Origin of the sequence: Bacillus sp. ISL-78 (genome assembly GCF_018613455.1) — a bacterium.
GTDB classification, from domain to species: Bacteria; Bacillota; Bacilli; order Bacillales; family DSM-1321; genus Peribacillus; species Peribacillus frigoritolerans.
In genome coordinates this window covers 39629-64022 of the sequence record NZ_JAGGQC010000013.1, presented here as the reverse complement: position 1 = coordinate 64022, position 24394 = coordinate 39629, and the positions used below count along the sequence as shown (strand labels likewise).

The following is a 24394-nucleotide window of genomic DNA, read 5'->3' as shown; positions in this document are numbered from 1 at the left end:
CTGATTTACCAATGTTTCCAAGGGTTATCATTCAAAAATCCTGTTATTATACAGATTTCATTCTCCTGGAAATCATCATTCAATGGTGAAACAGGGAGCCATTTGTAAAGCAAAAAAGCACCCCATAAAAAACCGGGATGCTGTTGCGGACCTTTTTCAAAGACCAAAAAGGCTGCCTAAAAGCTTACGCCTTTAGACAGCCTTATATTATTTATGCCGAATGATGGTAACCTTCCCTTTATTCATCCTGTTCATGATAAACCGGATAACAATAGGTTTGAGGAGATTCCGGGTTGGCGGAAACACAAGGATCAATCCCATGATATCCGAGATGAGCCCAGGGGACAGCAACAGTGCAGCTCCAATAAAGATACAGATTCCATCAATGATTTCATTTCCCGGCATCATTCCGTAACGAATCTGTTCCTGTGCCTTTTTCCACGTTTCCATCCCTTGCCGTTTAGCCAAATAGGCTCCGATCAAACCTGTGGCTACAATCAGGAACACCGTTGGCCAAAAACCAATCAGATTGCCTGAGAGCAAAAGGACAATAATTTCAACGACCGGCATCGCAATGATAAACATTAAAAAATATTTCATCTTCATTCCTCCTGCACAGCCCATTTCTGGCCCGGTACATCCATCTTACCTCATTGGCAAGGAAACAGCCAAAATTTCGTGTTACAGAACGTTTGCATGTCCATCATAAATGACTCCGCGACCTGCATCGACCGTTATTCTTTGACCATCCGTGAAAACCTTGGTCGCGTCCTCCGCCCCAACGATGACCGGTATGCCCAATGTGACTCCCACAACAGCTGCATGGCTTGTCAAACCGCCTTCTTCCGTAATCAATGCAGCACACTTTTCAATTGCAGGCATCATTTCGCGGTCAGAACCGATCGTAACCAATACAGAGCCTTCCTTCACTTTTTCCAAAGCTTCCTTGGCATTCTTAGCGATAACCACTTCACCTTTCGCTGATTTCCTGCCGATTCCTTGAGCCTTCAAAAGGACCTCTCCTAACACATGAATTTTCATCAGGTTAGTCGTACCAGTTTCACCTACAGGCACACCGGCAGTAATGACGACTAAATCCCCATGGGAAACCAAGCCAGAATGCAGGCTTTCATCTATTGCTGTTTGAAGCATTTCATCGGTGGTCGTCGCTTTTGGACCAATCTGCGGATAGACTCCCCATGCCAAAGCAAGCCTTCTTGAAACATGATCATTGGATGTAACCGCAATGATCGGTGCTTTCGGGCGGTATTTGGAAATCATCCTTGCCGTATGACCGCTTTCTGTAGGCGTGATGATTGCCCCGGCATTAAGATTAAGCGCAGTGTGGGCAACGGATTGACCAATGGCATCCGTGACATTATGACGGTTCACTTTGCTTCTGACTGATAATATATCCCGATAATCAAGGGCAGTTTCAGCACGTGAAGCAATGTTATGCATCGTTTGCACCGCTTCGACAGGATAGGTTCCAGCAGCTGTTTCGCCAGAAAGCATGATTGCATCCGTTCCATCAAAGATGGCATTGGCTACATCACTTGCTTCTGCACGGGTCGGCCTTGGATTACGCTGCATCGAATCGAGCATTTGTGTAGCCGTTATGACTGGTTTCCCGGCATTATTACATTTTTTGATCATTTGTTTTTGGACTAATGGCACTTCTTCTGCAGGAATTTCCACTCCCAAGTCTCCACGTGCCACCATCAAGCCATCTGAAACTTCCAAAATCTCATCAAGACGGTCCACGCCCTCTTGATTTTCGATTTTAGGGATGATTTGAATATGCTCCGCACCATTTTGCTGCAATAATTCACTTACTTCAAGCACGTCGGAAGCCCTGCGTACAAATGAGGCAGCAATGAAGTCGATACCCTGTTCGATCCCAAAAAGGATATCCTGTTCGTCTTTCTCCGTTATGCCAGGCAGCTTAACCGAAACTCCTGGAACATTGACGCCTTTTTTGTTCTTAAGTGTACCGCTATTCAAGATCTTCGTATGGATTTCTTTTCTTACCTCATCAATCTTCAACACTTCAAGCCCGATCAATCCATCATCCAAAAGGATTTTAGATCCTGGGTGGACATCATGCAGAAGCCCTTCATAGGTAATGGAGAATCTTTCAGGTGTTCCCAGGACTTCATTCATGGAAATAATGACTTCATTGCCGGCTACAAGCTCCATGGAATCATTTTCCATATTATTTGTCCGTATTTCAGGTCCTTTTGTATCCAACAGGATGGCAACCTGTTTACCCGTTTTTTCGCTCGCTTCTCTGATATTGCGGATTCTAGCTGCGTGTTCTTCATGATTCCCATGAGAAAAGTTAAGCCGTGCTACATTCATTCCCGCCTCTATTAATTGAACCAGCTTTTCAATACTTTCACTTGCGGGGCCTATCGTACAAACAATCTTGGTTTTACGCATAGTGTCATCCTCCTTTAAGGAAAACTACTCGCCGCCTGTCCACTTCCTGAAAGACAGGGGGCGCAGTGTTTTATATCTTCTTTTAAATACCGATTACTAAAAAGCGTTCCTATCGGTCAATAATGATTAAATGGATAGCTCAGCGGATAATTCATACATTTTCTTGTCAATGGTATGCGGTTTAGCAAGAGCTTCGATGATATCATAATCAACAAGTTGATTTTGTTCGATTCCGACAGCCCTGCCCCCTTTTCCATCTAGAAGCAATTCTACGGCTCTTGCCCCAAGCCGGCTTGCCAATACCCGATCATTTGCAGAGGGAGATCCTCCGCGCTGAACATGGCCCAGGACCGTTACACGAGTTTCAAATCCTGCTTTCGCCTCAATTTTCCTGGAAATATCAACGGCACTTCCCACACCTTCGGCTACAATGATGATACTGTGCTTTTTCCCACGGTCATGACCGCGGTTCAGCTTCCCAATCAAGTCTTCTATATCATATTCATATTCAGGACAAAGAATCGTTTCAGCTCCGCCAGCCAATCCAGCCCAAAGTGCAATATCGCCGGCATCTCTTCCCATCACTTCCACCACATAAGTCCTCTCATGAGAAGTGGCCGTATCCCGAATTTTATCGATAGCATCGATGACTGTATTCAGGGCCGTATCGAATCCAATCGTAAAGTCCGTACCCGGTATGTCATTATCAATCGTTCCAGGAACCCCGATACAAGGGAAACCCCTTTCCGTTAAAGCTCTCGCCCCGCGGTAAGATCCATCGCCACCAATTATGACAATGCCCTCGATACCATGTTTATTCAATTGTTCAATCGCTTTCAGCTGGCCTTCCTCCGTCTTAAATTCCGGACAGCGAGCCGTATGTAACATCGTGCCGCCTCTATGAATGATATCCCCGACAGACCCAAGTTCAAGCTTTTTTATATTGCCATTTATCAGACCCTGATAGCCATGATAAATACCGAAGACCTCCATTTCATGAAAAATCGCTTTCCGGACAACTGCTCGGACTGCCGCATTCATTCCTGGAGAATCTCCTCCACTTGTCAATACACCTATTCTTTTCATAAATGTCACCTCTCTACAGCACTAATCAATTTTAAGCTTCGCTATATCATTGTACCCTTTTTCAAGCTTCAATAAGCAGTAACTGTTTCACTTATGCATACTTGATGTTATAAGCCTAACCGATTCTCTTCAGAAATTGAAGTAATATGGTGTAAAACTTTACATTCTGCACACAAACCATATTCTTTACTCGTTTCGGTAATGAATGCATATCCACGAATGAAAGGATGAAAAAACGTGTTGCCCCAGGCAGCACGTTTTTCCTTTTCCAAAATGTGTTTATGAATGCTGTTCCACTTCCTTAGGTTCGCCCTCAGGTTGTTGTTTTGCAAATTCATATTCACCGATTTTCTTGAATTTCATATAACGCTGGTTGATAAGATCATCACTATTCAATGGCAACAGTTCATTGAATGAACGTTTCAGGATTTCCTTGATGGCTTCTGCCTGTAAATTCGAATCCCGATGGGCGCCGCCCCTCACTTCAGGAATGATCTCATCTATGACTCCTAAGCGGTTTAAGTCGGGAGCCGTGATTTTCATCGTTTCCGCAGCCCTCTTAGCCTGAGAGGCATCCTTCCACAGCAAGGCTGCAGCCCCTTCAGGGGAAATCACGGAATATGTTGAGTTTTCAAGCATGAAAATTCGGTCTCCGACACCAAGCGCCAATGCACCGCCGCTTCCGCCTTCACCAATGACAATACTGATGACCGGCACCTTCAGCCCTGCCATTTCGAAAAGGTTTTTCGCAATGGCTTCACTTTGCCCGCGCTCTTCAGCAGCTTTACCAGGGAAAGCTCCCTTCGTATCAATGAAACAAATAATCGGCCTATTGAACTTTTCAGCCTGTTTCATCAGACGTAAAGCTTTTCGATAACCTTCAGGATGGGGCATGCCAAAGTTACGACGGATGTTTTCCTTCGTATCCTTCCCGCGTTGATGACCGATGACAGTCACGGCAAGTCCATTGAATTCCGCGATTCCAGAGACAATCGCTTCATCATCCCCATAATAACGATCTCCATGAAACTCGATGAAGTCATTGAATAACAGCGGAATGTAATCAAGCGTCGTCGGACGGGCTGGATGCCGGGCAATCTGAACACGATCCCACGGTTTAAGATGGTTGTAGATATCCACTTCCAGCTTCTCTAAACGCTTTTCCAATGTTTCGATTTCTGCTGTAAGGTCTACATCAGCATCCTTCGAAATTGCCTTTAGCTCTTTAATTTTATTTCTGAGGTCCGTAATGGGACGCTCGAACTCTAATTCGTAAATCATAACCACTCACCGCCCGGGGCATGGATTTTAAGGATCTTTGTCAAGGTTTCCTTCATTTCCGTACGTTTGACGACCGCATCCAATTGACCGTGCTTCAACAAGAATTCAGCCGTTTGGAAATCTTCAGGAAGCTCTTCACGAATCGTCTGCTCAATGATTCTTCGTCCCGCAAAACCAATAAGTGCTCCAGGTTCGGCTAGATTAATATCGCCAAGTGACGCGAAACTGGCCGAAACCCCGCCTGTGGTAGGATGGGTCATCATTGATATGATCAGCCCGCCTTCATTGCTGAATATCTTGAGTGCTGCACTTGTCTTTGCCATCTGCATCAAGCTCAAAACACCCTCCTGCATCCGGGCGCCGCCCGATGCCGTAAATATGATGAACGGAATCTTCAATTCACCAGCACGTTCAATGGCACGGGTGATTTTTTCGCCAACAACGGATCCCATGCTTCCCATCCGGAAATTCGAATCCATGATGGCTGTTGAAACTTGGTACCCATTGATGTTTCCGACTCCTGTGACAACCGCCTCATTAATCTTGGCTTTCTTTCTATCTTTTTCCAATTTTTCTAAGTAATCCGGAAAATCAAGCGGGTTAACGGAAATCATTTCTTTATCAAATTCATTAAAAGTGCCTGCGTCGAATAAAAATTCGATGCGCTCATGGGAAGACATCGGATGATGGTACCCGCAATGCAGACAGACTTTCTTGTTTTTCACCAATTCTTTTGTATACATGATTTTTTTACAGCCGGTGCACTTTGTCATGATTCCTTCTGGTACATCTTGTTTCTCCCGATCTAAAGGAACCGTTGCATATTTCTTCTTAGACTTCGCAAATAGCTCTTTAAGCAAGCTTAATCCTCCCTTTACCACCAATTATCTATTTTATGATACTTGGTACAAACTATATCAGAAATAAAATTAGTATCTTGTAAAAAGGTGTCATTCGCCCTTCGACATATTTCTAATTCTAATAAGATACGTTTCGATGGCTTTTTCTTCATCACGTTCGAGTAAATATGTAAGAAGTGCCAGATAATCTTCTTTTTTCACATTACCCTGTACCATCTCTGATGTTCTAGCATAGCTGTTGACAATGCGCCAAATTCTTTCCAGCAATCGATTGCGATTCAAAATGGCAATTCTTAAAAAGAAATCATCATCATGAAACATATCCGCTTTGACCCAGGCCATTAATCTTTTGATGTCCTCAGCCGTAGCGAAAAAGGCGACGATCCGCAAACAGTCAATTTCAATCAGCCTTTTCGTCTCAGCCAAATCTTCTTGTACTTTTTTATCTTGCAAAAAAAAGGTTCCCAGAAGCTCGACTAGCTTATGCTCCTGGAAATCCCTGATAAACGTCCCTTCACCACGCCTTGTTTCAATTAAACCTAATAGCTCTAAGGCACGCAATGCTTCACGGACAGAGGAACGCCCAACATTAAAACGATCCGATAACTCCCGTTCTGATGGGATTTTATCTCCCGGCAGGAGGCTGTCCGCTTCAATCATGCTACGTAGGCTCTCAACGACATCGAGATAAATTTTGGATGAAGAAGTACGACCTGCCAAATTAATTATTCCTCACTTTTTCCAATGATCGCTAATTTCTTTGTTTTTTCTTTAATTTCCTCTGGATCTACGTTGATTCTAGCTACTCCGGTTTCCATCGCTGCCTTGGCAACAGCAGCCGCAACGGCAGGTGCCACCCTCTCATCAAATGGAGCAGGGATCACGTAGTCTTCGTTCAACTCATGCTCCTGGATTAATCCAGCGATGGCTTTTACTGCAGCAACCTTCATTTTTTCATTGATATGAGTCGCACGTACATCCAAGGCCCCACGGAAAATCCCTGGGAAAGCAAGGACGTTATTGACCTGATTCGGGAAATCCGAGCGGCCAGTTCCAACAACCTTGGCACCCGCTGCTTTTGCATCTTCCGGCATGATTTCCGGATCTGGATTAGCCATCGCGAAAATGATCGCATCCCGATTCATCGAAGAAACCATTTCTTTTGTCAATGCACCTGCGGCAGAAACACCAATAAATACATCAGCGTTTTCAATGACAGATTCCAAAGGTCCTGAAACCTTATTTCGATTGGTCACTTTCGCCACTTGTTCTTTTGTATCATTCATACCTGTCGAACGGCCCTCATAAATGGCACCCTTCGTATCACACATGATGATGTCGCGAACTCCATAGCTATAAAGCAATTTAATGATGGCAATGCCCGCAGCGCCTGCGCCATTCGCTACCACTTTAATTTCTGACATTGATTTATTCACCAGTCGTAACGCGTTCACAAGACCGGCAACAGTAACAATGGCTGTACCGTGCTGATCATCATGGAAAACAGGAATATTCATTTCTTTCTTGAGTCGTTCTTCAATTTCAAAACAATTTGGTGCGGCTATGTCTTCTAAGTTCACTCCACCGAAAGTCGGTTCGAGTAATTTAACGGTCTCTACAATTTTGTCCACATCCGTCGTTTTTAAACAAATCGGGAAAGCGTCCACTCCGGCGAAACTTTTAAATAAAACGGCTTTACCTTCCATGACCGGCATTGCAGCTTCCGGACCGATGTTTCCAAGTCCCAAAACAGCCGTTCCATCAGAAATGACGGCAACCGTATTCCCCTTCATTGTATAGTCATAAACGGTTTCCGGCTTATCGTAAATATCTTTACACGGTTCTGCGACACCAGGAGAATAAGCCAGGCTCAAATCTACTGCGTTCCTAACCGGCACTTTCGAAACTGTTTCTAATTTCCCTTGATTCAAGCGGTGCATATGTAACGCTTCTTCTCTTAATGTCATAGTTTCACTCCTAAAACAAATTGGGTAACCCATTATCTTATATGCTGAAATCTAGTGGTCAGACCACAGCGGCCTGTTTTCAATATAACATAACTATTAAAGTTGTAAAACAGTTATTCTTTCTTGTAAACCACATTCCCTTTTCCCACCAAGTCAAATAATGCCTGCATCAATCTATCTGTAGGATTGACCCAATCCCAATAAGATAGCTGTACATAGCGGTTTTCCCTCTCGTAAAAAAGCATGACCTTGGTTTCACCGCTATGCTGCATTAAAATTTTTTTTATTTTTTGCAGTGTATCCTTCGTTTGCTTGCCAGCCTCAATTTTCAGGAATATCGTTCCGTTTTTTTCCTCTTTCATCTGCTTCGCTTTTTCAAGCGGGTACACGTTCCGGATCAGGAGCTGTGTTTTTCCATCCCGCTCTTCCAATGTCCCTTGCAGCATAACGAGTTGTCCATGATTCAAATCGGCAGAGTGGTTTTTATAAACATTTGGAAAAACGACCGCTTCAATATCCCCCTCTTCATCACTGACGCTCAAGAAAGCCATCACATCGCCTTTTTTTGTCCTTATGGTTTTAACCGACGTGATGTAAGCGCCAAGTAAGACTTTCGATTCCTTTTTATTAATAGCTTCATCTATAGTCAAACAGCCGAAGTGCTGAAAAAGTTCTCTGTAGCTTGTCACAGGATGATTCGATAGATAAAGCCCCAATGCGCTTTTTTCCAACGAGAGTTTGTCCTCGATTGGGATAGGATCGACCCGGTGGTATTTCGGTTTGAGTGAAAACTCGCCATCCGAAAACATATCGAATAGGTCATCATCCGGATTAACCAATTCCGTATGATTGATCGCTACGTCCAAGCTCGCCAACAATGTTGCCCGGTCTTCACCGAATTCATCAAAAGCACCTGAATGGACAAGCGCCTCCAACACTTTTCTATTTACGATTTTCCCCGAAACGCGCAAACAGAAATCGAATAAATCAGCGAACTTCTTTTGACGCCTTGCAGCGAAGATTTCTTTTAGGACCGTCCCGCCTATCCCTTTTATGGCTCCAAGGCTATAACGGATCCCTTCCTTTTCCGGTAAAAACGGGTAACCGCTCCGGTTAATCGAGGGAGGCAGAACCGCCATCCCTTTCTTTTTTGCTTCTCGGATATATTGCGAAATCTTTTCATCATTCCCGACAACCGATGTCAAAAGTGCTGCCATGAAATATTCCGGATGGTGGGTTTTCAAGTAACCCAGCTGATAAGCGATGAAACTATATGCCACCGCATGACTTCGGTTGAATCCATAGTTAGCGAAGCGGACAATCAAGGAATAAATCTCATCTGCCGTTTTTTCGGAGTATCCTTGTTTCAATGCGCCGCTCACGAAATGCTGCCGCTCTTGATCCAGAACATCCTTCTTCTTCTTCGAAACGGCACGTCGGAGCAGGTCAGCCTCCCCTAATGAAAACCCGGCTAAGCGGGAGGCGATTTGCATGATTTGTTCTTGGTAAACGATGACCCCGTATGTAGGCTCGAGGATATCCTTCAAATCCTCGTGCAGGTAATCAATCGAAGCAAGTCCATGTTTTCGCTCGATGAACAGCGGTATATTTTCCATCGGACCTGGACGATAAAGGGCATTGACCGCGACGATATCCTCGAATCGGTTCGGTTTCAGCTTGATCAAAACCTTTCGGATGCCATCCGATTCAAATTGGAACACTCCGGTTGTTTCGCCCCTGCCTAAAAGGGCCAGCGTCTCGGGGTCATCCATCGGAATATGGGACAAGTCGAGCTTTTTCCCCGTTCCCTTTTTAATGTTATTTATAATATTATCGATGAGCGTTAAATTGCGGAGTCCAAGAAAATCCATTTTAAGAAGTCCCAGTTCTTCGAGAAGGTCCATTGGATATTGAGTCAGGTGGATGCCGTCATGCCCTCCCTGAATCGGGATATGCTCGGTCAGTGCCTGGTCACTGATGACGACGCCGGCGGCATGTGTCGAAGCATGGCGAGGCAGCCCTTCAAGCAATAACGCGGTTTGAAATAGTTTTTGATTCAGGTCACTCCCATTAACGAATTCCCTAAGCCTTTTCGATTCCTTGAAAGCCTCGGGAAGCGTGATGCCCAGGCGGCCTGGAATCATTTTCGATACCGCTTCCTGTTCCTTTGAGTTCAGGCCGAAAACACGTCCTGTGTCCCTTAACGCAGCCTTGGCAGCCAATGTTCCGAACGTAATGATCTGTGCTACATGAAGTTCCCCGTACTTCTTCGCGACATAGGCAATCACTTCTTCACGTCGGTTATCCGGAAAGTCAATGTCGATATCCGGCATCGAGACACGTTCCGGATTCAGGAATCGCTCGAACAGCAAGGAATGTTCGATTGGATCGACATCCGTGATCGATAGCACATAAGCGACCATCGATCCTGCGGCCGACCCCCTTCCTGGACCAGTCAGGATTTGATGGTCCTTAGCGAATTTCATGAAGTCCCAAACGATTAAAAAGTAATCGCTGAATTTCATCTTGGTGATGATATCCAATTCATATCGCAGGCGCTCTTCATATTGAATGGATGGCTCCGGCACTCTTTTCTTCAGCCCTTGGAAGCAGATGGCTTCGAGCATTTCCTCGGCTGTGGCTCCATCTTCAGTAGGGTACTTAGGCAGAAGTGAACGATGAAATGGAATTTCCAGATTGCATTGCGCGGCAATATGCAGTGTATTTTCGAGTGCATCCGGTCTGTCATGGAATAGTTCTGCCATCTGAGACCGGCTTTTCAAATAAAATTGATCGGATTCAAGAACCGTATGCGTCTCATCCGCCAGCTTGTCGCCATTTCCGATTGCCAATAAGACTTCATGAGCGAGTGCATCGCTTTCGTTCAAATAATAAACTGGATTCGTCGCGACAATCTTTATCTCTAAATCTCTCGCCAACTGACTTATGGCTTCGTTACCTTTTTCCTCATCCGCAATCGACAGTCTCTGTATGGATACATAAAAGTTATCATGACCAAAAATTTGCAGAAATCGCCCTGCTGCCTGTTTGGCTTCTTCAGGGTTTTCTTCTCTCAATAGCGTTTCTATTTGCCCCTCTGCACCTGGTGTGACTGCAATCAAGCCCCCGGAATAGGCTTTAAGCCAATTCATTGGAATGCCTGACGGGGATTTCGTTTTTATGGCACTGCTTATTTTAAGCAGGTTTTGATATCCTTGCAGACTCTTTGCCAATAAAAGAAGTCCATGTGGCGATTCCCGATCATCAAGGACATCCGCAAGTATGCCGATGATCGGCTTTATGCCCTGCTTCTTGCATTCTTTATAAAAATAGACCGAACCGTACATAACATTTCGATCGGTTAAGGCAAGACTTGTACAGCCATCCGCTTTCGCTTTGGCCACAAGTTCAGTGATCTTCACCGTACTTGTCAGCAGGCTGTATCCGCTCTGAATATGGAGATGAGTATACACGTTTTTTTCTCCCACCTTTGTAAGGCATGTTTCTTTTCATTATAGTGTTTATTTCAAAAAAAGAAAATATGTTCTCATTACCAATGCAATTTAACTTCCTGATTTCCCGCGACTATCATAATACCTCCGGACATCCCATATAAATGGAATAGAAGAATATCAAGCAAAAAAGGATGATGATATATGAATGAAGCCTTTGTTCCAGCCTTCCTCAACAGCTTTTTCATATCGCTTGGCGTATTGCTTGGCGGCTCGATAATCGGGGGCCTCGCCGCGTTTTTTACTGGACAAGCCCCGATGACGACTGTATTCCGGCTGTCGGACAGCCTTCGTATTTGGGCGATTGTCGCTGCGATCGGGGGAACTTTTGATATGGTCTATAATTTTGAACGTGGTATTTTCCACGGGGAAACGAAGGATATAGTCAAGCAGGTCCTATTGATACTCTCTGCACTTGGAGGGGCACAGACAGGAGCGCTGATCATCAACTGGTTCACGCAGGAGCATATTTCACCATGAGGATTCCTCCCTATCACCGGACTCCCACCTGGCAGCGTTTTTTTGCCGGAGCCGCACTTGGCGGATTGATCAGCTGGGTGATTTTCTTTTATATGCATGGCGTCCAGCAGGAGAAGCAGATCCGGTCCCTTCACGAACAAAGAGAAGAAATCAAGGATTTAAACGGGAAAATCGCAATTTGGGAGCAGGATTATAAAAAATTGAACGAGAAAAACGAGGAAATCCTGACGATTCAGGAAGTGGAAGTAACGATCACGAATGAAAAATACAGTCTGGATCAGTTGAGTATTGCAGAAGCGGAGGATGTGATTGAGGACGACCTATCCTCTCTTCTAGCCAAAGATGTCGCCAGTGTCTATGACGGAAAAGTGCTGTTGAAAAAGTCGATAGAAAATAAGATCATGACCATCAATAAAAAGCGCTACCGACTTGAAGTCGTTGAAATCATGTTTTATACGAAAATGAATATAGAAATCAAACTAAAAAGGACCACTTCTTAAGGATGGGTGAATAACCACCGAATTTAAAAGACCAAATCATTTGCGATTTGGTCTTTAAGTTTTTATCATTCCGCTTTATTCAACTCTTCCATGTCGGCAAGGATATTATCCACTTCATCCCAAGAATAGATCGAAGCCCCTGCTGCAAACGGGTGGCCCCCTCCGTTATATTTACGGGCAATCGTATTGATGATCGGTCCTTTGGAACGGAAACGGACCCTGATTTCTTGATCCTCTTCAATGAAAAAGACCCATGACTTAACATTTTTAATCGAACCTAGCGAGGAAACGAGCTGAGATGCTTCAGATGTGGAAGCATGGAATTTTTCAAGTATATCTTTCGTGATGATCATTTTCCCCGTTCCATATGGAAGGATTTCAAAATGCTGCAGCACATATCCATTCAACCGGACTATGCTTTCCTCGACGTCATACATCTCCTGATATAACTGCGGGCGGGAGAACGAATAGTGAATCAATTCACTGGCATAGGCAAATGTCTTTTCAGTCGTGCTTTGGAATAGGAAACGACCTGTATCGCCAACAATGCCTGCATATAGAAGGCGTGCCGCTTCATCACTCATCTTCAAGCCTTGTTCTTTACCGAACTGGTAAAAATCGTAAATCATTTCACTTGTGGAACTCGCCGATGTATCGACCCAACGCATATCCCCATATGGATCTTCATTAGGATGATGATCGATCTTAATCAGTTTATCCCCCGTCGTGTAACGTGCATCACAAATCCGGTCCGTATTTGCGGTATCACAAACGATGACCAAGGCACCTTGATATGTTTCATCCGAAATCACATCGAGCCTTCTTAAATAATTCAATGACGGTTCCTCTTTCCCGACCGTATAAATTCGCTTTTCGGGGAAAGATGCTTTCAGGATTTCCGCCAATCCCCCCTGTGAACCATAAGCATCCGGATCTGGACGGACATGACGATGGAGAATGATAGTATCATAACGCTTTATATCTGCTAATATTTCAGCTTTCATATTGATCTCCCCTTAACATATGTATTATCGAGCCTTATAAAGATGATATATTTCATTTAATCAAAAAATTGCGGAAATAGGAAGACTGATCTTGTTTACTGTGGCATTCTCTTTCATTTCCCGCTACAATAAAAAGGTACATATGTTAAATTGGGGGAATTTCAAACGATGCCTATTCTTGTCACCTTGATCGTTCTTTCACTAGGGGTCTATCTGTTTTATAAAATCAAATCGGTCCGAACCAGAATGCCGATGGAGAAAAAGTGGATTTCAGGGAAGTCTTCCATTGCCCTCGGTGCGTTTGTCGCACTATTCGGAATCAATCAGCTTTTTCTATTCCACACGACCATCACTTATATCATTGCCGCCGTTTTCATCTTCGTTGGCTTATTCAGTATTTGGGGCGGCTATAAAATGTATAAATTTTATTTGCCGCATGCAATCGAAGAAGCTGCAAATCAAAAAGGATAATCGAATTTCGATTATCCTTTTTATTTTTCATGATCGGTCCAGCAATTGACAAGTCAACATCGCCTTGCCGACAAGTTTGCCTTGGTTAAACACCTCGACATCGACTTTTCCGAATTTACGTCCTACATCAAGGACACGCGGATGGATTTCAAGCGTACTGTCGATCTGGACTGGCTTGATGAAGTAGATCGTCATGTTTTCCACGACCAAGTCACCGCGCTTATAGCTTCTAAGTGCACGATTTGCCGAGTCGGTGACCAATGTGGTGAACACACCGCTTGAAATGGTACCAAGGTAATTGGTCATCTGCGGGGTGACGCCATAGTTATACACTTCCTCGCCCTTGCCGCGATTTGAAGTCATTACAAGCTGGCTGGTGATCGTATCGTCGATCGTTTCGCCGACCTGAGGCTGCCTTTGACTCATTTGCAATGCCTTCAGCACATCCTGCCTGCTCACGATTCCCTTTAGGATATGACTGTCATTCACGACCGGGATTAACTCGATCCCTTCCCAAACCATCATGTGTGCAGAAGATGCCACACTCATTTTATCGCCTACGGTCATCGGGTTTTTCGTCATCACCTTATCGATGAGCGTCATTTCTTCCTGTCCGATGATATCTTTTGATGTGACCATTCCTTGAACCTTCATATTGTCATCGACAACAGGGAAACGGCTATGCCCCGATTCCTGATTCAGTTCATGCCAGGTCTGAACCCGGTCACCCACTGTCAAAAAGGTCGTTTCCTGTACGGGTGTCAAAATATCCTCCACCAGCAAGATTTCCTTTTTGATCAATTGGTCATAAATCGCCCGATTGATCATCGTTGCGACGGTAAACGTATCGTAACTCGTTGAGATGACAGGCATCTCCAATTCATCGGCTAACCTTTTAACAGGCTCTTCGGTATCGAATCCCCCGGTGATCAGCACCGCTGCACCCGCTTTTAACGCGTGCTCATGGGCCTGTGTACGGTTCCCGACGATCAGCAGGTTTCCTGCCCCTGTATATCTCATCATGGCATCCAGCTTCATCGCCCCGATGACGAATTTATTTAATGTCTTATGAAGTCCCGTTTTCCCTCCAAGAACTTGTCCGTCAACAATATTGACTACCTCTGCAAAAGTGAGCTTTTCTATATTCTCTTTTTTCTTTTTCTCAATGCGGATCGTGCCTACCCGCTCAATCGAGCTCACGTAGCCCTGGTTCTCCGCCTCTTTAATTGCCCGGTATGCCGTACCTTCACTAACATTCAATGCTTTGGCAATTTGACGGACGGAAATCTTCTCGCCGACAGGGAGCCCATCGATATGTTTTAATATTTGTTCATGCTTTGTAGCCAAGCGCTTCACCCTTTTCACGGTATTCCTATTCTCCATTATAAGGTCAAAGAGCCCGGTTTATCAAACAACTACTAGTATTGGCGCAACCTTTTGTATTCCGGCTGGCGTTTTACCTTTTGTTTCTTAGGAGAATATAGTATGCCCGTCAAGTTTCCAGCTACCGCCAACAATGCAAACAACAGCCAGGCTCCGGCAAACAGACCCTCCAGACCGCCACTTTCCAACGACAAGCGCGGCACGGCATAATACAGCATCACACCGCATAAAAGCAAACACAGTAATAACCTCTGTTTCATCCAATCCCCCCTTTTTTCATCTATTCATTTTATGCTTTTGAAAGGAAAAAAGACTGGCAGCTGAGCGACAGTTTATGGATTCTTTTTTCATTAAAGAGGGGTGCATTTACTCGATATACATAAGTTTTGTTAAACATATCAATTCAATAATAGTTTGCTTTGAGCGCCCTAACTATAGATGGATGTTCCGAAGCAGGTACTAGAGTGGCAGTCAATGGAGAGGAAAATGATTCTAAACAGACAGATAATAAAGAAGTGTCAGAAATAAAAATGAAGTTTAGAAAAGAAACTCACTGTACGAGGTAGTTTGCAAGGAAAACAGGAAGCAGTAGTTTTGGTAAAACACCAATCATCACTTGGTCCACAGCGGGGCAGACAAACTCACCAACAACCACGGCTTTCCCATGCATTAGATTTTGGATACTGGACGCTATCTCGATAATGAGATATACGGAAGTGTATATGTAAAATAATGAACTTGACTTATTTTCCTAAAGTTCTCCTTTTCTAATAAAAAACAAAAAGTCTTTAGTAAAGGCGGATTTAAATTGTTAAGTCTTAATGGAGAAAGAAACAGTCAACTTACAAATCTTCCAAAACTGAGGGCAATCGGGTTTCTCTCTTAGTTTTAATGCAGAGTTGATTGGAGCGGGTGTGCGACACTCCTGCGGGAATGCGAGTCCAAGGGAGACCCCGCAGGCGCATAAGCGCCAAGGAGGCTCCCGGACCGCCCGCGGAAAGCGAGTGCCTGCAGTGGAAAGAAACGGTCAAATTTTACAAACCTAAAAAAACTGTCGACACACTCCATTATCATCGAGCTTATCTATAGTCTGTCGGAAGCCCCTGCGGGCTCCCGCTCCTTTTAAAAATCTATTTCATCCCCGGCTTCCATGATCAGTCCATTTTCCTCTTCAAGCAAGTCGAGGAATTTTTCAGGATCCTGTTTGATCACAGGGAAAGTATTGTAATGAATCGGCACGACTTGTTTGGCTTGAAGGAATTTCGCTGCAAGTGCTGCATCTTCCGGGCCCATGGTGTAATTGTCGCCGATAGGCAAGAATGCCAAGTCAATCGGATGTCGTTCCCCGATCAGTTTCATATCGGAAAATACCGCTGTATCCCCTGCATGATAGATCGTTTTCCCTTCTATCGTAAGCAATATTCCAGCAGGCATTCCTAAATAAATGATTTGCCCCTCTCCATTATTGAATCCCGTTCCATGGAAAGCTGGCGTCAGTTTCACTTTTCCAAAGTCGAACTCGAAAGCTCCGCCGATGCTCATCCCGTGGGTCCTGACCCCTTGATCACCCAGGTAATCGGCAATCTCTGCAATGCCGATGACAAGCGCATCATGCCTTTTGGCCAATTCAACCGTATCACCGACATGGTCATTATGGCCATGTGTTAAGATGATCACATCCGGTTTCACATCTTCCACCTTCAAATCGGTCAATTCGTTTCCACTAATGAATGGATCGATTAAAATCGTTTTACCATTCGTTTCGATTTTTACAACTGCATGTCCATGAAAAGATACTTTCATTTTTGATGCTCCCTTCCCATACCAACAATTTTTTTATGTAGCTTTCTTAGGACTTTCCCATTTACTATACTTTTAAATATTGCTAAGGTAATTATATCTTATTAATGGAGGTACCGTCATGAATGAACGTTTGAAAGAACTACAAACTTGGCTACAGGCGAATGAGGCTGAAGCCGCTTTACTTACATCTACAGAGAGCATCTTCTATTTGAGCGGGTTTTTTAGTGATCCTCATGAAAGACTGCTGGCACTTGCCATTTTTGCAAATGCCGAACCTTTCCTTGTCTGCCCGCAGATGGAAGTTCCGGATGCTAAACAAGCTGGATGGGATGGAGATATCATCGGTTACACCGACATTGAAAACCCTTGGGAAAAAGTTAAGCAGGCAGTCAAGGATCGCGGTTTAACCATCCATACAATGGCCATTGAAAAAGAGCATATGAATGTGGAACGTTATGAAAAGGTCCAACAACACTTCGGAGCACCGAAGCTTGTTTCCGCAGAAGAAAAACTTCAAAAGATGCGAATGATCAAATCGGAAGATGAAATGGTCAAAATCCGTGAAGCATGCCGCCTTGCCGACTTTGCGATTGAAGTGGGTGTCAGCGAAATTCATGAAGGTAAAACGGAAATGGAAATCCTTGCAGCGATTGAATACGAATTGAAAAAGGCCGGAGTGAGCCAAATGTCTTTCTCCACCATGGTCCTGACTGGTAAAAATGGCGCTTCCCCGCATGGCACACCTGGGAATACGAAGGTTCAGCGCGGCGACCTTGTCCTCTTTGACCTTGGCGTCGTTCATGAAGGGTACTGCTCTGACATTACTAGAACGGTTGCTTACGGAGATATCAATGATAAACAGGCAGAAATATATGAAACTGTACGGAGAGCACAAGAAGCTGCCGTTGCAGCCAGTAAACCTGGCGTATCCTGTTCCGAGATAGACTTGACGGCCAGAAACATCATCAGGGATAAAGGATACGGTGAATTCTTCCCGCACAGGCTCGGCCACGGACTTGGGATCAGTGTCCATGAGTATCCATCCTTGACTGAAACGAATTCTCTCGAACTTCAATCCGGAATGGTTTATACCATCGAACCTGGCATATATGTCCCGAATGTTGCAGGTGTCAGGATTGAAGATGATCTATTGATCACCGATGCCGGCTGTGAGGTTTTGACCAAATTCCCGAAAAGCCTGCAAATCATAAAGTGATGATGCAGAGCCATTTAATATAACGAAATCCGAATACCCCCGCCTTCATTTAAGACGGGGGTATTTATTCAACATATCACCTAATCGGTCCGCAATTCATACTTCATTGCTTTATCACTGCCGTCAAACCAAATGACCAGCCATTCACTATCTATTCTTATGATTCCCCTCTCGTCACCGAGATAATAAACAACATTATCTTCCTCTTTAAAATATTCCGTTTCTGTTGGAGACCCTAAAAGCGTGAACACTTCATCTTTTGTCATGCCTATCAATTCATGTTCATTGATTAAGTCATCTACCAGGTAGACTCTTCCTTCAACATCATTTAACCATCTTTCAGTGGTGAACCTTGATTCAGATTCATTTACCCCTAACAAAACCACACAAAAAACCAGAAGGGCAAAGCCAAGGCTTGATATGACTATAAATCTAATTTTGAATTTCCTTTTATTATGCTTATTGGTATATTTCCATGAAATCCTTTGAAAAAATAGTAATAGAATAAATGGAAGCAGCAGTGCTGATATACTCATTAAACTGATCGTAGCATGCACAAAATTGATGTAAGAAATAAAAATGCAATAGATCAATGCATACAAAAGCACGTATAAATATAATGCATAGTTTACTATTTTTGAAACACTCAAAGAAAAAAACTCCCCTCTCACATTAGAGGTTACCATAAATAAACAAATAAGGTAAAAAGAATAGATATTCGCATGCAATGATTCATCACATCATAATAAGGTTGGAATCATATATTTTCCAGATTATTGGCATAAACATTCGTTGATTTGTTACAATTGAAATCAGATCCATAAGGTAAATCATTGTATAATAGGAATGAAATAGAAGGAGGGGATTCACTTGAATAGTATAGATTATAAAAATATTCTTGTAGCAGTGGACGGCTCGGAAGAAGCAGAGTGGGCCTTAAAAAAGGCCATCTACTTAGCAAAACTCAGTGATGCTACCCTTGTGCTCACACACATCGTGGATACAAGGAATTTCCCTACTGTCGAAGCTTATGATATGACTATCCGTGATCACTCTGAAACCTTTGCCAATGAGCTATTGGACAAGTATAAAACGGAAGCCATTGCCTCCGGGATTACAAAGGTCCAAACAGAAGTTGCCTATGGTTCTCCTAAAGTTCAAATTCCAAGGGATTTAGCGAAAAAGCATTCGATCGATTTAATTGTCTGCGGTGCAACAGGCCTTAATGCAGTCGAACGTTTCCTTATCGGCAGCGTGTCGGAAGGCATCGTTCGCCATTCAAACTGTGATGTAATGGTCGTGCGTACGAATCAATAAGAGAAAATGATAAAAAGCTCGTTCGCCAAATTGGTGAACGAGCTTTTTCCTGTTATTCACTTACTAGTTTTTCCGCTTTTTCAATCGCCAGCAGGACTTGGGCAAAACCTGTACCGCCCGCACTGTTACGGCGTTTAACTGCCTCATAAGGATTTAATGCATCATAAATATCCTGATCGAACAACTCGGAAGCTTCCTGGAATTGTTCAATGCTCAGGTCGACTAAATAGCAGCCATTCTGGACACAGAACAATACAAGCTTCCCGACCACTTCGTGCGCCTCACGGAAAGGCATTCCCTTTGAAGCCAGGTAATCAGCTAATTCCGTCGCATTCGAGAAGTCATTTTTTGTTGCTTTTTCCATTATGTCCGTTTTCACTTTCATCGTTGAAATCATGCCGGCAAATATTTTAAGTGAACCAACAATGGTCTTAACCGTATCAAAAACGCCTTCTTTATCTTCTTGCATATCTTTGTTATAAGCAAGCGGCAGTCCTTTCAAAACAGTCAATAACCCCGTTAGGTTCCCATAAACCCGTCCTGTTTTACCACGGATCAATTCCGCCATATCAGGGTTTTTCTTTTGCGGCATGATGCTGCTTCCAGTGGAAAACGCATCATCCAATTCAATGAATTGGAATTCCTGGCTTGACCAGAGAATGATTTCTTCGCTGAAACGGGATAAATGCATCATCATTGTCGCGCTGTTGCTCATGAATTCAATGGCAAAATCACGATCACTTACCGCATCAAGGCTGTTTTCGTAAATTCCGTCAAATCCCAATAGCTCCGCACTGAGGGCACGGTCAATCGGGAAAGTCGTCCCAGCCAATGCCCCAGCACCCAATGGAGAAATGTTGATTCTTTTGAAACTCTCGGTGAAGCGCTGCTTGTCACGCTCAAGCATCCAAAAATAAGCCATTAAATGGTGGGCAAACGAAATGGGCTGTGCACGCTGTAAATGTGTATAACCTGGAATCAGCGTTTCCACATTCTTCTTGGATTGTCCCAAAATCGCTATTTGCAAATCATTGATGAGTTCCAGAATCACTTTCGTTTGGTTCCGCATATACAGATGAAGGTCGGTTGCAACTTGGTCATTACGGCTTCTTCCTGTATGAAGCTTTCCGCCAACTGGACCGATTTCGCTTATTAGCATACTTTCCAGGTTGAGGTGGATATCTTCCATCTCAACCTTAAAAGTCAATTCACCCTTCTCAGCTTTTTCCTGTAAACTTTTCAGACCCGCGATGATCTGATCCGCATCTTCTTCAGGTAAAATGCTGCATTGCTTTAACATGGTTACATGAGCTAAACTGCCTTGAATATCTTCAAGGACAAGTTCCTGGTCAAAGGAAATGGAAGCTCCGAACTCATCTACCCATTCTTCGGCAGATTTCGTAAATCTCCCTCCCCAAAGCTTGCTGCTCACACCGTCACCTTCTTGCTATTGACCATGCTGTTCACTTTCGTTGGAAGTCCCCATAGCTTAATGAATCCAACTGCTGCATCATGATCGAATTCATCCGCTTTTGTATAGGTAGCCAATTTTTCGTCATATAGGGAGTACTCGGATTTTCTTCCTTCAACAATCGCATGACCTTTGAATAGTTTCACACGTACCGTACCCGTTACATTCACTTGTGTTTCTTTCAGGAATGCAGCCAAAGCTTTTTGAAGCGGAGAGAACCAAAGTCCCTCATAAATCAATTCAGTCATTTTCTTCTCGATCACCGGTTTGAAGTGAGCCAGTTCTTTAACAAGCGTGATATCTTCAAGTTCTTTGTGTGCAGCTATCAATGTCATCGCACCAGGAGCTTCATAGACTTCACGTGATTTGATCCCTACTATTCTATTTTCAACGTGATCGATACGTCCAACTCCGTGTTTGCCGGCAATTTGATTCAACTCGACGATCAGGTCAGCCAATTTATAGTTTTTATCATTCAATGTAACCGGCACACCTTGTTCAAAACCAATTTCAATGATATCTGCAGTATCTGGAGTACATTCAAGGCTTGTAGTCAAATCATAGGCCTCTTCCGGCGGAGCTGCCCAAGGATCTTCCAGGATTCCGCATTCGTTACTTCTTCCCCAAAGGTTTTGGTCAATCGAGAACGGGCTCGCCATGCCAATCGGAACGGGAATCCCATTTTTCGCTGCATATTCAATCTCCTCTTCACGAGACCATTTCCAGTCACGAACAGGTGCAAGAACTTGCAAATTAGGGTTCAATGCGGAGATTGATACTTCGAAACGCACTTGGTCATTTCCTTTTCCCGTACAACCGTGCGCAACGGCAACCGCGTTTTCCGCTTCAGCCACTTCCACTAATTTCTTCGCGATCAGCGGACGTGATAAAGCTGATACCAATGGATATTTCCCTTCATACAAAGTATGTGCCTGAAGAGCCGTCAATGCGAATTCATCAGCGAATTCGTCCTTCGCATCAATGACATAGGAACTTACCGCACCAACAGTGATCGCTTTTTCCTTAATGAAGTCCAAATCTTTTCCTTCTCCGACATCCAAGCAGCATGCCACAACTTCATACCCTTGATCTTGTAACCATTTAATTGCAACGGAAGTATCCAAACCTCCGGAATATGCTAAAACAACTTTTTGATTTTCCATTTCCATCGTCCTTTCGTGTGAATAAAAATTCATCGTTTGTTATTTTTATTCAATCTATGATTAGTACTTTATCATCTTTATTAATGGAATACAAGGGGTATTTTAAAGATTTCGCTAAATAATCCGCTAATATTTTCAGGGAATTACACATTGGATGCTTCCGCGGGAATATAGTAAACTAGGAGTATGATAAATCGAAAAGCGGAGGGCATATGAGAGAACTATTTATCTATGATGAAAGGCTCGGCATCTCCATTCCCGATTTGAATCTGGAGTGGGATGAATATACAAAAGGCGAGCAGCAGCAAATACTCGTACATTGGGAGAATATCAGGGGAAGCATCCCGGACCGCATCAAGGAACTGGAATCAACGATTAACCGAAAGCAGTTTCGGCTCTCCGATGAGAGTAATTTCGCCAAATCATGCCAGCTCAATTCCGAAATTGCGGAACTTGCTTCCATCATCAATGATTTATGGCTTTGGTATCGTGCCAATCAAGCCGTGACGGAAAAGATGCATAATTAAGGCCTATTCCATGCAAAAAAAGCCACAGTTTAAAACTGTGGCTTTTTTTGCATCCCTCTTATAAATCCTTGCGAAGTTCACCGACGACATGTCCCAACTCCGGAAGAATCAATTTATTCATCGCAAGCCGAACCGCCCCTGATGAACCCGGGGTGGAAAAAACCGCTTTGTTGTTCACGACTCCGGCAATCGCCCTGGATAGAATGGCAGCCGCCCCGATATCCTCTTGATAGCTGAGCATACGGAAAATCTCGCCAAAACCGGGTATTTCCTTGGTCATCAATTCTTTGACCGCCTCGATCGTTACATCCCTTTTGGCGATGCCAGTGCCCCCATTTGTTAATATGACATCAACCATGCCGCTTTGGCTGCCAGAAGTGACCGCATCCTGAATCGCCTTCCGCTCATCTTTAACGATTACATAATCCGTCACTTCATGACCACTGGATTTCAATAATTCCTTCATCAGTGCCCCGCTTTTATCCGTTTCTTCATCACGCGTATCGGTGATGGTTATCACCATGCAGCGAACTGCCTCCGTGACGGCTTTTTTATGATTCTTGACACTCATTCTCCATCAGCCTTCTTCTCCAGTAAATAACGATATTGATAGAACTTCTGGGCAAATTCACTGACATTCCTGGTCATTTGATAATTGGATCCAGCCCCGATGGCCATGCTGATGAACGGTATGCCCCGAACCAGTTTTTTGCGGAAAACGGCAATGGATAATGCTTTCAACAGCTGCTTGAGCGGCTGTTCCATCCATGTAGGGTTTGTCAATTCTTCGATTCCTAAATAAAAATAGTCATCTTCTGCGGTCTGGACCTCACGGATCAATTCTTCCCAGGCTATTCCTTGGAGCCTCTTTGGCATCGCTCCTGCATTGAATACCTTAAGGGCGAGCATCATTTCAAACGGTGTATTCACCTCGACACCATAAGACATCGCAATCAGCTGTACGATCCTGACATTGATGACGGTCATGGCCGGGATATCGCTCCCCAGCAGAAGCAGGCCTCCTGATCCGCTCATCCCGCCTTGTGCAAAAGAATATAAACGATGCTTAGCGATATGCTGATTGGCTATGTAATTCAACTGATCGATCGATAAGTGATTCAAATCACTCAACGTTTCGATTTCTTCATGAAACACGCGCGCGGATGCTAAGATCCGCTCTCTTGCATCTATTTGAACTTGTGAGCTCTGAACCATGGCATGCAAATGAAAAAGCCAAGTATCAAGCTTTTCGAAAAACTGTTGTTGGACGTTTTCCGGAAGCAGGGCAAACCCCTGCTCCAACCATTTATCATATAATGCAGCAAGATCCGTTGGCTCATATTGATAGAGTTTTTCCTGCCATTCACTAATTTCATTCCAAACTTTCATTTCCCGGTTCGTGAATTCCATGCATCAAGCCTCCTATGTACAGAATTGGTGGATTCTCCCTTAAGTATACCATAGAAGGAAGCATTTCAGAGAATGGATGATGGCGATCCGGCGTTCCTGGATTGCCCGTACATAAAATCCATGAGAATGCGAATTCCGCTGATGAAATTTGATAAGCCCCCCTTACCAGAGAGATAAGGAGATCATTATAAAAGGCTGTTTTTCCATACTTTGTTGCTATTTACCAAGTAATCTGGAGTGGTTGATTTCCCCTCCAGATGCTCGCTTTCCGCGGGGCGGGCGGTGAGCATCCCCGGCGTAACGCCTGTGGTGTCTCACCTGTCCCGCTGCTCCCGCAGGAGTCTCGCGCTTCCGCTCCAATCAACCTTAAATCGTTTCGTTTTAAAAACAACAATCTTTACGAAAAGAACCTTTCTTTTTTTTTCACCGTTTTTGCCCTACCTATTTTCTTATTAAGAAACTGGACTCAAAACGGATTTCTAAGTAAACCATTTGTTCCAC

At 43.9% G+C, this 24394-nt stretch carries 23 protein-coding genes; 6 read left to right on the top strand and 17 right to left on the bottom strand.

The features are described 5' to 3' along the window. Positions 1-207: 207 nt before the first annotated feature. From J7I96_RS14225 to dnaE, 8 genes are all read right to left on the bottom strand, one after another. Complete coding sequence (locus J7I96_RS14225) at positions 208-600, bottom strand: FxsA family protein (RefSeq protein WP_214771040.1); 393 nt, start codon at positions 598-600, stop codon at positions 208-210. Between the two features lie 81 nt (positions 601-681). Then, a complete protein-coding gene (gene pyk, locus J7I96_RS14220) occupies positions 682-2442 on the bottom strand; it encodes a pyruvate kinase (RefSeq protein WP_214771037.1) in 1761 nt (586 codons plus the stop codon). A gap of 126 nt (positions 2443-2568) precedes the next feature. Then, positions 2569-3528: a 6-phosphofructokinase gene (pfkA, locus tag J7I96_RS14215; protein WP_214771034.1), complete on the bottom strand. Its 960-nt coding sequence runs from the start codon at positions 3526-3528 to the stop codon at positions 2569-2571. A gap of 279 nt (positions 3529-3807) precedes the next feature. Further along, entirely contained in the window at positions 3808-4809 is a 1002-nt protein-coding gene (accA, locus tag J7I96_RS14210; protein WP_034309128.1) for an acetyl-CoA carboxylase carboxyl transferase subunit alpha, read from the bottom strand. Further along, positions 4806-5669 carry an acetyl-CoA carboxylase, carboxyltransferase subunit beta gene (gene accD / locus J7I96_RS14205; protein WP_214924397.1) on the bottom strand — a complete coding sequence of 288 codons (864 nt, stop codon included), beginning with the start codon at positions 5667-5669 and terminating at the stop codon, positions 4806-4808. Before accD ends, accA begins: the two co-directional genes overlap by 4 nt. A 90-nt stretch (positions 5670-5759) precedes the next feature. Then, complete coding sequence (locus tag J7I96_RS14200; RefSeq protein ID WP_096337904.1) at positions 5760-6389, bottom strand: FadR/GntR family transcriptional regulator; 630 nt, start codon at positions 6387-6389, stop codon at positions 5760-5762. Between the two features lie 5 nt (positions 6390-6394). Next, positions 6395-7636, bottom strand: coding sequence for an NADP-dependent malic enzyme (gene ystJ / locus J7I96_RS14195; RefSeq protein ID WP_034309132.1), 1242 nt, complete (start codon positions 7634-7636; stop codon positions 6395-6397). 113 nt (positions 7637-7749) lie between these two features. Continuing rightward, positions 7750-11109: a DNA polymerase III subunit alpha gene (gene dnaE / locus J7I96_RS14190; RefSeq protein ID WP_214771028.1), complete on the bottom strand. Its 3360-nt coding sequence runs from the start codon at positions 11107-11109 to the stop codon at positions 7750-7752. 183 nt (positions 11110-11292) lie between these two features. On the opposite strand from dnaE, the gene ytrH reads away from it, so the two are divergent. Beyond that, positions 11293-11628 (top strand): sporulation membrane protein YtrH, encoded by a 336-nt coding sequence (gene ytrH, locus J7I96_RS14185; protein ID WP_034309135.1) that lies wholly within the window; start codon positions 11293-11295, stop codon positions 11626-11628. Beyond that, complete coding sequence (gene ytrI / locus J7I96_RS14180; protein WP_098863985.1) at positions 11625-12128, top strand: sporulation membrane protein YtrI; 504 nt, start codon at positions 11625-11627, stop codon at positions 12126-12128. Before ytrH ends, ytrI begins: the two co-directional genes overlap by 4 nt. A gap of 65 nt (positions 12129-12193) precedes the next feature. On the opposite strand, the gene J7I96_RS14175 is transcribed toward ytrI, so the two are convergent. Next, positions 12194-13132: a DHH family phosphoesterase gene (locus J7I96_RS14175; protein WP_214771026.1), complete on the bottom strand. Its 939-nt coding sequence runs from the start codon at positions 13130-13132 to the stop codon at positions 12194-12196. Between the two features lie 168 nt (positions 13133-13300). Between J7I96_RS14175 and J7I96_RS14170 the strand changes: the two genes are divergently transcribed. Next, entirely contained in the window at positions 13301-13603 is a 303-nt protein-coding gene (locus tag J7I96_RS14170) for a YtpI family protein (protein WP_034309143.1), read from the top strand. A 27-nt stretch (positions 13604-13630) separates the two neighbouring features. Here J7I96_RS14170 and J7I96_RS14165 read toward each other — a convergent pair whose 3' ends face one another. The 3 genes from J7I96_RS14165 to J7I96_RS14155 form a co-directional block, all read right to left on the bottom strand. After that, on the bottom strand, positions 13631-14950 hold the full coding sequence (locus J7I96_RS14165; protein WP_034311452.1) for a DRTGG domain-containing protein: 1320 nt from the start codon (positions 14948-14950) through the stop codon (positions 13631-13633). 71 nt (positions 14951-15021) lie between these two features. Continuing rightward, positions 15022-15246 carry a hypothetical protein gene (locus tag J7I96_RS14160; RefSeq protein WP_214771024.1) on the bottom strand — a complete coding sequence of 75 codons (225 nt, stop codon included), beginning with the start codon at positions 15244-15246 and terminating at the stop codon, positions 15022-15024. An 862-nt stretch (positions 15247-16108) separates the two neighbouring features. Continuing rightward, the gene (locus J7I96_RS14155; RefSeq protein ID WP_214771021.1) at positions 16109-16789 is read right to left on the bottom strand and encodes a metal-dependent hydrolase; all 681 of its coding nucleotides are present in this window, start codon (positions 16787-16789) and stop codon (positions 16109-16111) included. A gap of 118 nt (positions 16790-16907) precedes the next feature. Between J7I96_RS14155 and J7I96_RS14150 the strand changes: the two genes are divergently transcribed. Beyond that, positions 16908-18005 carry a M24 family metallopeptidase gene (locus tag J7I96_RS14150; RefSeq protein WP_048681093.1) on the top strand — a complete coding sequence of 366 codons (1098 nt, stop codon included), beginning with the start codon at positions 16908-16910 and terminating at the stop codon, positions 18003-18005. Positions 18006-18085: 80 nt separating this feature from the next. On the opposite strand, the gene J7I96_RS14145 is transcribed toward J7I96_RS14150, so the two are convergent. Continuing rightward, positions 18086-18655 carry an outer membrane protein assembly factor BamE gene (locus tag J7I96_RS14145; protein WP_214771018.1) on the bottom strand — a complete coding sequence of 190 codons (570 nt, stop codon included), beginning with the start codon at positions 18653-18655 and terminating at the stop codon, positions 18086-18088. A gap of 229 nt (positions 18656-18884) precedes the next feature. On the opposite strand from J7I96_RS14145, the gene J7I96_RS14140 reads away from it, so the two are divergent. Further along, the gene (locus tag J7I96_RS14140) at positions 18885-19322 is read left to right on the top strand and encodes a universal stress protein (protein WP_034311454.1); all 438 of its coding nucleotides are present in this window, start codon (positions 18885-18887) and stop codon (positions 19320-19322) included. Between the two features lie 52 nt (positions 19323-19374). Here the strand turns inward: J7I96_RS14140 and argH are convergent, their stop codons facing one another. Next, entirely contained in the window at positions 19375-20754 is a 1380-nt protein-coding gene (gene argH / locus J7I96_RS14135; protein WP_214771015.1) for an argininosuccinate lyase, read from the bottom strand. Then, a complete protein-coding gene (locus J7I96_RS14130; RefSeq protein WP_214924399.1) occupies positions 20751-21956 on the bottom strand; it encodes an argininosuccinate synthase in 1206 nt (401 codons plus the stop codon). Before J7I96_RS14130 ends, argH begins: the two co-directional genes overlap by 4 nt. Positions 21957-22168: 212 nt before the next feature. On the opposite strand from J7I96_RS14130, the gene J7I96_RS14125 reads away from it, so the two are divergent. After that, on the top strand, positions 22169-22483 hold the full coding sequence (locus J7I96_RS14125; protein ID WP_034309161.1) for a hypothetical protein: 315 nt from the start codon (positions 22169-22171) through the stop codon (positions 22481-22483). A gap of 58 nt (positions 22484-22541) precedes the next feature. Here the strand turns inward: J7I96_RS14125 and J7I96_RS14120 are convergent, their stop codons facing one another. Both J7I96_RS14120 and J7I96_RS14115 read right to left on the bottom strand, forming a co-directional pair. After that, the gene (locus J7I96_RS14120; protein WP_214771012.1) at positions 22542-23054 is read right to left on the bottom strand and encodes a MogA/MoaB family molybdenum cofactor biosynthesis protein; all 513 of its coding nucleotides are present in this window, start codon (positions 23052-23054) and stop codon (positions 22542-22544) included. Further along, positions 23051-23893 (bottom strand): EcsC family protein, encoded by an 843-nt coding sequence (locus J7I96_RS14115; RefSeq protein WP_214924401.1) that lies wholly within the window; start codon positions 23891-23893, stop codon positions 23051-23053. Before J7I96_RS14115 ends, J7I96_RS14120 begins: the two co-directional genes overlap by 4 nt. Between the last annotated feature and the right edge of the window lie 501 nt (positions 23894-24394).